This window comes from Mycolicibacter senuensis (assembly GCF_003284925.1).
GTDB classification, from domain to species: Bacteria; Actinomycetota; Actinomycetes; order Mycobacteriales; family Mycobacteriaceae; genus Mycobacterium; species Mycobacterium algericum_A.
In genome coordinates this window covers 1-10,456 of the sequence record NZ_QMEX01000122.1, presented here as the reverse complement: position 1 = coordinate 10,456, position 10,456 = coordinate 1, and the positions used below count along the sequence as shown (strand labels likewise).

Below are 10,456 nucleotides of genomic sequence, written 5' to 3'. Positions count from 1 at the left end.
GGCGCGAGGAGTTGCTGGCCGACGACCTGCCCGCCGACGTCGCCGAACCGCTGCGCCGCCTCGACGCCGAACTGATCGGCCTGCTGATCCGGCTCGCCGCCGCGATGTGGGGGCGCCGCGACGCCGCCGCCGTCGACACCATCACCACCTGTGTGGTCGATCTGCCCACCGCGATCGTCCTCAGCCGAAACCGGCTGGGCAACAACGCTGCCCGCGCCCAGCTGCACGCCGCGGTACGCGCCGTGCTGGCCGTGGGACCAGAGACCCGGAGATAAAGGAGCAGCCGTGAACCTGACTTATGACGACAAGATCGCCGTGCTCGATCTCGGCGACGACGAGAACCGGTTCTCACCGGACTTTCTCGACGAGATCGAGCGCATGCTCGACGAGGTGGTGTCCAGTGGCGCGCACGGCCTGGTCACCACCGCGGGCGGCAAGTTCTACTCCAACGGCCTGGACCTGGACTGGCTGGCCGCCCACAGCGACCGCGGCGACTGGTACGTCGGGCGGGTGCAGGCGCTGCTGGCGAAGGTGCTGACGCTGCCGATCCCGACCGCGGCGGCGGTGGTGGGGCATGCGTTCGGGGCCGGGGCGATGCTGGCGATCGCCCACGACTTCCGGGTGATGCGCGCCGACCGCGGCTTCTTCTGCTTCCCGGAGGTCGACATCCGGATTCCGTTCACCCCCGGGATGGCCGCGCTGATCCAGGCCAAGCTCACCCCGCAGGCGCAGGTGGCGTCGATGACGACCGGGCGCCGGTTCGGCGGGGTGGATGCGGCGGCGGTCGGAATCGTCGACGGCAGCGCTGGCGAAGGCTTGGTGACGCCGGGGGCCGTCGAGCTGCTGCGGCCGCTGGCCGGCAAGGATCCCGGCACACTGGGCGCGATCAAGACCGGCATGTTCGGGCCGGTGGTGGCGGCGCTGACGGCGGGGTGAACAACATCGGTCCCACCCGTCACCGGCGGGCAGGTATGCGGTGATTGCCCACCTCTGAGCGACAATCGGGCCGTGCACTCCAACGCACCCGCTCGTGCGGCGACACCGGCCCGGGTTGTCGCTGTGAGGCGGGCAATCGACACACATCTCCCCCGGCGTGACGGATGCGACGGATGAGGAACCGAACCGACCGGTGCCCGGGGGTGCTGCGGCCGTGGCCCGCCGACGACGGCCTGTTGGTCCGGTTGCGCCTCGTCGGGGGACGGCTGCCCGTGGCAGCACTGGAACGGCTGCTGCGAGTCAGCGCCGAGTTCGCCGACGGCTCGATCTACCTGACTACCCGAGCCAACCTGCAGCTGCGGGGGCTGCCCGGCCGCGAGGGGCGGCTTGATCCGGCTGTCGTCGCCGCCATCGAATCCACCGGGCTGCTACCGTCGCGCAGCCACGAGCTGGTCCGCAACATCCTGGTGTCCCCGCAGACCGGGTATGCCGAGGGGCGCGTCGATCTGCGCCCGGTGGCGCAGCGGCTCGATGCGCTGCTCTGTGGCGACCCGCAGCTGGGTCGGCTGCCGGGACGCTTCCTGTTTGTCCTCGACGACGGCCGCGGCGACCTGATCGACCGAACCGCCGATGCCGGGCTGGTGGCGCTCTCCGCCGCGCAGGCGCAGCTGCGGATCGGCGAGGACTGGGGTGCGGTGGTGGCCATCGCCGAGGCGGCCGAACGGCTGGCCGCGCTGGCGGCGGCATTCCAGGCCGCCCGCGGCAGCGGCCCCGGCGCGGCGTGGCACATCCGGGAGCTGCCCGATCCGCTTGCTCCCGTCGTCGCCGCCGACGCACGGCTGCCCGCACCCTCGGGTCCGCTACCCTACGGTCCGGTGCCCGGCGGCACCCACGTGCCGGTCCCCGGCGGGATACTCACGCCGGCGCAGGTGGGCTCGCTGCCGGTGCACACCGAGCTGGTGGTGACGCCGTGGCAGGGTGTCTTCATTCCCGATACACAGGAGACGAATCCGTGACGACGCCCGCTAGCCGTCCCACCAAGCGGTATTCCTACCTCGAGGACGGCCCGGCCATCTACGTGGAATCGTTCGCCACCATCCGGCGCGAGTCCGATCTGTCGCACATCCCGGCGTCGGCCGAGCGGCTCGCAGTGCGCATGATCCACGGCGCCGGGCAGACCGACGTCGCCGCCGACCTGCTGATCCACCCCGAGGCGGTGCCGGCCGGACGCGCCGCCCTCGACGCCGGCGCACCGATCTTCTGCGATGCCCGGATGGTGGCGGTCGGGGTGACCGCCGGGCGGCTGCCTGCGCGCAACGAGGTGCGCTGCCATCTGCACGACGAGCGGGTTCCGGCGCTGGCCGCCGAGTGGGGAACGACCCGCTCGGCGGCGGCGGTGTCGTTGTGGGCACCGGAGTTGGACGGTGCCGTCGTCGCGATCGGCAACGCCCCCACCGCGCTGTTTCACCTGCTGGAGCTGATCCTGGACGGCGGGCCGCGTCCCGCGGTGATCGTCGGCTGTCCGGTGGGGTTCATCGGCGCGGCCGAGTCCAAGGCGGCGTTGGCGGCGCTGCACGCCGAGCACGGCATCGACATCCCGTTCGTGACGCTGCGCGGCCGCCGCGGTGGCTCGGCGATCACCTCCTCGGCGCTGAACGCCCTGGCTTCGGACAACGAGTGAGAGACACAGCATGAGCGGCACGTTCTACGGGGTGGGCCTGGGCCCCGGCGACCCGGAACTGATCACCCGCAAGGCCGCTCGGATCATCGCCGACGCCGACGTGGTGGCCTACCACGCCGGGGTCAACAAGAACTCCTACGCGCGCACCATCGCCGCCGACCTGATCCGCGACGGCGTGATCGAGGAGGAACTGCGCTACCCGGTCACCACCGGGGTCACCGACCACCCCGGCGGCTACGCCGGGGCGCTCGCGGACTTCTACGAGACTTCCGCGTCTCGGCTGGCCGCGCACCTGGGTGCGGGGCGCACGGTGGCGCTGCTGACCGAGGGCGATCCGCTGTTCTACGGCTCATTCATGTACATGCACGACCGGCTGTCGACCCGCTTCGACACCGAGATCGTCCCGGGCGTACCGGCTTTCAGCGCTGCCACCGCCGCGCTCGGCATGCCGCTGGTACGCCAGACCGACGTGCTGACCGTGCTGCCCGGCACCTTGGGAGAGCACGAGTTGGCGATGCGGCTGGCCGATACCGACGGCGCCATCATCATGAAGCTCGGCCGCACCTTCCCCGCCGTGTACCGTGCGCTGGTCGCTGCCGGCCGTCTCGAGCACGCCTACTACGTGGAGCGGGCCAGTCATCCGCAGCAGCGCTGGCTGCCGGTGTCCGCCATGGCCGAAACCGATGACGTGCCCTACCTGTCGCTGATCGTGGTCGACGGGGACTCCCGCAACGGGCAGCGCTCCCGCAAGCCGTCCGATTCAGTCCCGGAGGTCGTTGAACCCGTTACCCGGCCCGCCGAACTGCTGGTCATCGGGCTCGGGCCCGGACCCGAGTCCTGGTTGACCGCCCAGGCCGCCGCGGCGCTGGCCACCGTGGATCACGTGGTGGGTTACGGCCCCTACCTGGCGCGGGTGCCGCAGCGCGCCGGCCTGCAGCGGCACTCCTCGGGCAACACCGTCGAGCTGGACCGGGCCCGGTTCGCGCTGGATCTGGCCGCCCGTGGCGAGAAGGTGGCGGTGGTCTCCGGCGGGGACGCCGGCGTGTTCGGGATGGCCTCGACGGTCTTCGAGGCGCTATCCGAGGCGGCCGATGATGCGCGTTACCAACAGGTTTCGGTGCGCGTGCTGCCCGGGGTGTCGGCGGTGCAGGCGGTCGCCGCGGCGGCCGGTGCCCCCATCGGCGCCGATTTCGCCGTGTTGAGCTTGTCGGATCGGCTCAAGCCGTGGTCGGTGATCGAGTCCCGGTTGCGGGCGATCGCCGACGCCGATCTGGTGCTGGCGATCTACAATCCGGCCTCGCGCGCCCGACCCGACCAGATCGCGCTGGCCCGCAAGGTGCTGCTGGAGCATCGTGACGCGGCAACTGTGGTGGTGGTCGGCCGCGACGTCGGCCGGGAATCGGAGTCGGTGACCGTGACCACGTTGGGCGAGCTGGACACCGACGCTATCGACATGAAATGCCTTGTCCTGGTGGGGTCGTCGTCGACGCGGTCGACGGGTGGACGGGTCTGGACGCCGCGATGGGTGCGCTAGCGGTCCAGTTCGTCGGCGCGGGCCCCGGAGCCGCAGACCTGCTGACGGTGCGGGCGGCGCGACTGCTGGCCGATGCCGACGTGGTGCTCTACCCGGGCAGCTACCTGGATCCGAAGGTTCTCGATCACTGTTGCGCCACCGCCGAACTCGTCGACACCGCCAAGCTGGACCTGGATGCGATCGTGGACCGGCTGGTGACAGCCCACGGGGCAGGCCGGCGGGTGGTGCGGCTGGTCTCGGGCGATCCGTCGCTCTACAGCGCGGTTTTCGAGCAGACCCGCCGACTCGATGCCGCCGGGGTGCCGTGGCAGGTGACACCGGGCGTGCCGGCCTATGCGGCGGCGGCCGCCGTGCTCGGGCGCGAACTCACGGTGCCGCTGGTGACGCAGTCGGTGGTGTTGACCCGGGTGCAGGCCGCCTCCACCGCGATGCCGCCGCGCGAATCGCTGGCCGCGTTCGCCGCCACCGGTGCCACGCTGGTGCTGCACCTGGCGATCACCCGGATACGGGAACTCATGGGCCGGCTGGAATCCGACTACGGCGCGGATTGCCCGGTGGCGGTGGTCTACCGGGCGTCACAACCCCATGAACGCGTACTGCGCGGCACGGTGGCCGACATTGCCGATGCGGTCGAAGCGGCGGGGCTGCGGTCGGCCGCGGTGATCCTGGTCGGCCGCGCGGTGGCCGATCGGCCCGATCCGTGCGGCGGCGAGAGCCATCTCTACGACCCGGCGCGGGACCGGGGACTCTAACGGCAAGTTACTGTCCCGCCGAACGTGTAACCACTGCGAAAAATCGCGCCGAAACTCGCAGTGGTTACACGTTCGGCGGGCACGCTGTTGTTCGGCGACGAACACGCCAGCGGACCGCGACAGGATCACGACAGGATCGATGGTCAAGCAGGCAGCGTCAGCGCCCACTGCATGACCGCGCGGGCCGGCTTCCAGCCGGTGAAGCTGCCGAGCGGGGCGGCGTGTTCGACCTGAATGCGGCTCAGCTCGCCGCCGTGCTCGCGGTAGGCCGCCGCCAGCAGCGCCTCGCTTTCGAGCGTCACACCGTGGGCCACCAGCCGGCCGCCGGATCCCAGTGCCGCCAGGCAGGCCGCCAGCAGCCCGGGCCGGCTCAGCCCGCCGCCGATGAAGATGGCGTCCGGAGCAGCCAGCTCGGCCAACGCCGCCGGGGCGGGTGCGTTCACGACGCGCAGCGCGGGCACCCCGAGCTTGGCGGCGTTGCCCGAAATCCGTTGCACCCTGGTCTGATCGGCTTCGATAGCGATGGTCCGGCAGCTCGGGTGGGCGCGCATCCATTCGATGCCGACCGAGCCCGCGCCCGCACCGACATCCCAGAGCAGCTGTCCGGGCGCCGGTGCCAGGCGCGCCAGCGCGGCGGCCCGCAGGTCACGTTTGGTGAGCTGCCCGTCGTGGTCGTAGGCGTCGTCGGGTAGCCCGGCCGTCCACCCGGCCGGCAGCGGGCCGTCGAGTTCGACTGCGACGATATTGAGCCGCGGCGCCGGGCCGGTGTAGCTGGCCGCCGTGCTGTCCAACCTGGACTCGGCCTGCCCACCCAAGTCACCGAGCACCGTCATCCGGCTCGCCCCGTAGCCGTGCTCGACCAGCAGCACGGCGACCTGCCCGGGCGTCGTCTCGTCGGCCGACAGCACCAGCACCCGCCGGCCCGGTGCCAGCTCGCGCAGCACCGCGTGCACATCCCCGGCCCTGATGACCGCGACCGACTCCGCCGGCCAGCCCAACCGCGCCCGGGCCAGCGTCACCGAGGACACCGCCGGGATCACGCTGACCCGCGGGGCGCCGAGCATCTCGATCAGCGTGCTGCCCACCCCCGACAGCAGCGGATCCCCGGAGGCCAGCGCGACTACCCGCCGGCCGCTCAGACCGTCGAGCAGCGCCGGGAGTCCGGACCGCAGCGGTGAGGGCCAGCTGCGCCGTTGCTGGCCGTCGACGGCGGGCAGCAGGTGCAGCTGGCGCGGCGCTCCGATCACGACATCGGCGGCCGCGACCGCTGCGCGGGCGGGTTCGCCGAGGCCGTTCCAACCGTCGGCACCGACGCCGACAACGGTGACGTGAGGGGCTTGGGTGGGCACGGTGTTAGGGTATCGGCGCGAACTGCCAGGGAAGTCGGTGTGAGTCCGACACAGGCCCGCTACGGTGTTCCGCGGCGCATTCCGGTGCGCCACGGTCAGTCCGAATACCGGCTTCGCGTTGCCAACACCGGCATCACGAGCGGAGCCTCAATGCAACAGCTGTACCCGTTTCCTGCCGTGCTCGGCGGCGACCCGGATGCACCGGGCGGCCTCGACGACATGGCCCTGGCGCTCGTGCTGAGCGCGATCTCCCCCGGCATCGGCGGGGTACTCATCCGCGGCGAGAAGGGCACCGCCAAGTCGACGCTGGTGCGGGCGCTGGCCCAGGTGCTGCCGCCGATCGACGTGGTGGCCGGCGACCGGTTCTCCTCCGATCCCGCAGAGGCCAACCCGCTCTCCCCCGACGGCCCGTTCCCCGCCGGCGCCGCCGTACAGACCCGCCCGGTGCGACTGGTGGAGCTTCCGGTCGGTGCCACCGAGGACCGGGTGGTCGGCTCCATCCAGCTGGAACGGGCGCTGGGGGCCGGCGCCGTGGAGTTCGAGCCCGGGCTGCTGGCGCGAGCCAACCGCGGCATCCTCTACGTCGACGAGGTCAATCTGCTCGCCGATCACCTGGTGGACCTGTTGCTGGACGCCGCCGCCATGGGCCGGCTGACCGTGGAACGCGACGGGGTCTCGGTCAGCCACGCCGCGCGTTTCGTGATCGTCGGGACGATGAACCCCGAAGAGGGCGAGCTGCGCCCGCAGTTGCTCGACCGGTTCGGGCTGACGGTCGAGGTGTCCGCGCCGCGCGATCCGGTGCTGCGCGCCGAGGCGGTGCGCCGGCGGCTGGCATTCGACGCCGATCCGGAAGCGTTCGTGCGCGGGTATGCCGACGCCGAAGAGCAGCTGCGGGCCCGGATCCGCAAAGCCCAGGAACTGCTGCCGCGGGTGGAGCTCACCGACACCGCGCTGGTGCGGATCGGTGAAATCTGCGCGGCCTTCGACGTGGACGGCCTGCGCGGTGACATCGTCTGCGCCCGTACCGCGGTGGCGCACGCCGCCTGGCAGGGCCGCGACGCGGTCAACGTGGAGGATCTGCGGGTGGCCGCCCGGCTGGCGCTGCCGCATCGGCGGCGGCGCAAGCCGTTCGACGCGCCGGGGCTGGATGAAACCGAACTCGACGAGCTGCTGCCGCCGCAGGATTCCGGCACCGAGCCCGACCCGGATCCCGACGGCCCCGAACCCGACGGACCGCCCGATGGCGACGGGAACGCCGCACCGCCCGAGCAGCGCGGGCCCGCACCGGCGAAACCCGGTGCCACCTCGACCGTCGGCGCTGACTCCCCTTACCGGGCACGGCTTTTCACCGTCGACGGGGTCGGCTCCGGCCGCGCCGGCCGGCGCAGTCGGGCCCGCACCAGTTCCGGGCGCCGCGTGGGTGCCACCGCCGTCGGCGCCGCGGGGAGCCTGCACCTGTTCGAGACGCTGCGGGCCGCCGCCCCGCATCAGGGCGCCCGGGGCCGGGTCGACGGCCCGATGCTGTTGCAGGCCGACGATCTTCGCCGCGCCGTCCGGGAGGGCCGGGAGGCCAACCTGGTGCTGTTCGTCGTGGACACCTCCGGGTCGATGGCCGCCGCCGAGCGGATGCGGCACGTCAAGACCGCGATCCTGTCGCTGTTGCTCGACGCCTACCGCCGCCGCGACCGGGTGGCGGTGGTGACGTTCCGCGACACCGGAGCCGAAGTGGCGCTGCCCGCGACCGGGTCGGTGGAGATCGCCGCGGTGCGCCTCGATGAGCTGCCCGCCGGTGGCCGCACGCCGCTGGCGGAGGGACTGCTCGAGGCGGGCGAGGTGATCCGCCGGGAACGGCTGCGCGACCCGGCGTCTCGCCCGCTGCTGGTGGTGCTGACCGACGGCCGGGCCACCGCCGGCGCCGATCCGGTCGGGCGGTCGCGGCAGGCCGCGCAGCAGCTTGCCGAACACGGGTTTTCGGCCGTCGTCGTCGATTGTGAGAGCGGCCGGATGCGGCTCGGGTTGGCACACACCCTGGCCGAGCAGCTGCGGGCCGACTACGTGCCGCTGCCGCAGGTCAGTGCCGAGGCGCTCACCGGCATTGTTCGTGACGTCACCGGAAAGGGAGCCGCCTGATGCCGCAGGGACAACCGTTGACGGTGCCCGATGACAACCTGACCACCCGGCAGCGTCGCAATCGGCCGCTGCTGATGGTGCACACCGGCGACGGCAAGGGTAAGTCCACCGCGGCGTTCGGGACGGCGCTGCGCGGCTGGAACCAGGGCTTTGCGATCGGGGTGTTCCAGTTCGTGAAGTCCGCCAAGTGGCGGGTCGGTGAGCAGGCGGTGCTGCAGCGGCTCGGCGCCCTGCACGACGAGACCGGCGAGGGCGGCCCGGTGCAGTGGCACAAGATGGGCTCGGGCTGGTCGTGGAGCCGCAAGGCCGGCAGCACCGAGGATCACGCCGGCGACGCGCTGGCCGGCTGGACCGAGGTGAAGCGCCGGCTGGCCGAGCAGACCCACGACCTGTACGTGCTCGACGAGTTCACCTACCCGATCCACTGGGGTTGGGTCGATGTCGACGACGTGGTGGAAACGTTGCGCGATCGGCCGGGCCACCAGCACGTCATCATCACCGGCCGTCGCGCTCATCCTCGGCTGGTCGAGATCGCCGACCTGGTCACCGAGATGACCAAGATCAAGCATCCGATGGACGCCGGTCAGAAGGGCCAGCGCGGGATCGAATGGTAGTGCTGCCCCGGGTCATCGTGGCCGCGCCGGCGTCCGGGCACGGCAAGACCACCGTCGCGGTCGGCCTCATGGCGGCGCTGGCCGCGCGCGGGCTGTCCGTCAGCGGCCACAAGGTGGGTCCGGATTACATCGATCCCGGATATCACGCGCTGGCGACCGGTCGGCCGGCCCGCAACCTCGACCCGGTGCTGGTCGGTGCCGAGCGGATCGTGCCACTGCTAATGCATGGGGCGGCCGACGCCGATGTGGCCGTGATCGAGGGCGTGATGGGGCTTTTTGACGGTCGGCTCGGTGGCCACGGTGAGGCCTCCACCGCCCACGTCGCCGCCTTGACCACGGCCCCGGTGCTGCTGGTCGTCGACATCTCCCACGCCTCTCGCACACACGCGGCGGTGGTGGCGGGCCTGGCCGGTTTCGACCCGGACGTGCGGGTGGCCGGGGTGATCCTCAACCGGGCCGGCAGCGCCCGGCACGCCGACGAGGTCGTCGCCGCGTTGCGCCCCACCGGCATTCCGGTGCTCGGGGTGCTGCCCCGCGACGCGGACGTGGCGACGCCGTCTCGGCATCTCGGGCTGGTGCCGGCCGCCGAACGCGAGGCGTCCGGCGCGATGGTGTCGCGGCTGGCCGAGCTGATCGAACAGCACGTCGACCTCGATGGGGTGCTGGAGATCGCCCGAGTGGCACCGGATTTGGCCGGCCATGCCTGGGATCCCAGCACCGAGGTGCGTGCCGGGTCAGCCGATCGCCCGGTGGTGGCCGTCGCCGGTGGCCGGGCCTTCACGTTCGGCTACACCGAGACGTTCGAACTGCTGCGCGCCGCGGGCTGCGAAGTGGTCTGCTTCGACCCGCTCACCGATTCGTGTCTGCCGGCCGGCACCGCGGGAATCTATCTGGGTGGCGGGTTCCCGGAGGTGTACGCCGGGCAGTTGGCCGCCAACACCGCGCTGCTGGGCGCGTTGCGGGCGGCGATCGCCGCGGGGGTCCCGACCGTCGCCGAATGCGGCGGGTTGGCCTACCTGTGCCGCAGTGTCGACGAGGTCGCCGGGGTCGGGGCGTTGCCGGGTTCGGCAGCGATGGCACCGCGGCTCGTGCTGGGTTACCGGAGCGCCACCGCGCCCGCCGACAATCTGCTGGTGCGGGCCGGCGAGACGGTCGCCGGCCATGAATTCCACCGCACCGGAGTGGTTTTCTCTCGCCCGGTCGAGCCTGCCTGGCAGTTGCCCGATGGCCCGGACGGCCTCGCCGGGCCGAACCTGCACGCGTCCTACCTGCACACCCACTGGGCCGGGTATCCGCGGTTGGCGCAACGTTTCGCCGACGCGGTGCACGGTTTCCGCGGAGGCGATCTGCATCATCACGGCGACACCGAAACCGGTGCCGGCCTAGTGGATTTCGCGGTGAACGTGTACGCCGGGCCGCGCCCGGACTGGCTCGACGACGCCCTGCATACCGCCCTGCAC

General features: G+C 72.1%; 9 protein-coding genes, 1 pseudogene and 1 riboswitch. Of the genes and pseudogenes, 9 read left to right on the top strand and 1 reads right to left on the bottom strand.

Features of this window, described 5'->3' with window-relative positions:
• The 6 genes and pseudogenes from DQP56_RS19360 to cobM all read left to right on the top strand — a co-directional run.
• Nucleotides 1-275 (top strand): annotated as a pseudogene (locus DQP56_RS19360) (TetR/AcrR family transcriptional regulator); the annotation flags it as partial.
• A gap of 10 nt (nucleotides 276-285) precedes the next feature.
• On the top strand, nucleotides 286-936 hold the full coding sequence (locus DQP56_RS19355) for an enoyl-CoA hydratase-related protein (RefSeq protein ID WP_112688205.1): 651 nt from the start codon (nucleotides 286-288) through the stop codon (nucleotides 934-936).
• A 173-nt stretch (nucleotides 937-1,109) separates the two neighbouring features.
• On the top strand, nucleotides 1,110-1,952 hold the full coding sequence (locus DQP56_RS19350) for a ferredoxin-like domain-containing protein (protein WP_234825736.1): 843 nt from the start codon (nucleotides 1,110-1,112) through the stop codon (nucleotides 1,950-1,952).
• A complete protein-coding gene (locus tag DQP56_RS19345) occupies nucleotides 1,949-2,617 on the top strand; it encodes a precorrin-8X methylmutase (RefSeq protein ID WP_112688201.1) in 669 nt (222 codons plus the stop codon). The genes DQP56_RS19350 and DQP56_RS19345 overlap by 4 nt, the downstream gene beginning before the upstream one ends.
• A gap of 10 nt (nucleotides 2,618-2,627) precedes the next feature.
• Nucleotides 2,628-4,151 (top strand): precorrin-3B C(17)-methyltransferase, encoded by a 1,524-nt coding sequence (cobJ, locus tag DQP56_RS19340; RefSeq protein WP_112688199.1) that lies wholly within the window; start codon nucleotides 2,628-2,630, stop codon nucleotides 4,149-4,151.
• Nucleotides 4,139-4,903 (top strand): precorrin-4 C(11)-methyltransferase, encoded by a 765-nt coding sequence (gene cobM, locus DQP56_RS19335; protein WP_112688196.1) that lies wholly within the window; start codon nucleotides 4,139-4,141, stop codon nucleotides 4,901-4,903. The genes cobJ and cobM overlap by 13 nt, the downstream gene beginning before the upstream one ends.
• Before the next feature lie 143 nt (nucleotides 4,904-5,046).
• On the opposite strand, the gene cbiE is transcribed toward cobM, so the two are convergent.
• Nucleotides 5,047-6,252, bottom strand: a complete 1,206-nt coding sequence (cbiE, locus tag DQP56_RS19330; protein WP_165825082.1) for a precorrin-6y C5,15-methyltransferase (decarboxylating) subunit CbiE — start codon at nucleotides 6,250-6,252, stop codon at nucleotides 5,047-5,049.
• Nucleotides 6,235-6,382: riboswitch (cobalamin riboswitch) on the top strand. (Overlaps the previous gene by 18 nt.)
• A 20-nt stretch (nucleotides 6,383-6,402) precedes the next feature.
• Between cbiE and DQP56_RS19325 the strand changes: the two genes are divergently transcribed.
• The 3 genes from DQP56_RS19325 to DQP56_RS19315 form a co-directional block, all read left to right on the top strand.
• Nucleotides 6,403-8,382 (top strand): magnesium chelatase subunit D family protein, encoded by a 1,980-nt coding sequence (locus tag DQP56_RS19325; RefSeq protein ID WP_112688193.1) that lies wholly within the window; start codon nucleotides 6,403-6,405, stop codon nucleotides 8,380-8,382.
• Nucleotides 8,382-8,996, top strand: a complete 615-nt coding sequence (gene cobO, locus DQP56_RS19320) for a cob(I)yrinic acid a,c-diamide adenosyltransferase (protein WP_112688191.1) — start codon at nucleotides 8,382-8,384, stop codon at nucleotides 8,994-8,996. The genes DQP56_RS19325 and cobO overlap by 1 nt, the downstream gene beginning before the upstream one ends.
• Nucleotides 8,990-10,456, top strand: a 1,467-nt coding sequence (locus DQP56_RS19315) for a cobyrinic acid a,c-diamide synthase CobB (protein WP_234825735.1), incomplete at its 3' end; no start/stop codon positions are given. The genes cobO and DQP56_RS19315, both read left to right, overlap by 7 nt.

Coding starts and splice junctions, on each gene's coding strand:
- DQP56_RS19350 (WP_234825736.1), top strand. CDS start 1,110: ATGAGGAACCGAACCGACCGGTGCCCGGGGGTGCTGCGGCCGTGGCCC.
- cobJ (WP_112688199.1), top strand. CDS start 2,628: ATGAGCGGCACGTTCTACGGGGTGGGCCTGGGCCCCGGCGACCCGGAA.
- cobM (WP_112688196.1), top strand. CDS start 4,139: ATGGGTGCGCTAGCGGTCCAGTTCGTCGGCGCGGGCCCCGGAGCCGCA.
- DQP56_RS19325 (WP_112688193.1), top strand. CDS start 6,403: ATGCAACAGCTGTACCCGTTTCCTGCCGTGCTCGGCGGCGACCCGGAT.
- cobO (WP_112688191.1), top strand. CDS start 8,382: ATGCCGCAGGGACAACCGTTGACGGTGCCCGATGACAACCTGACCACC.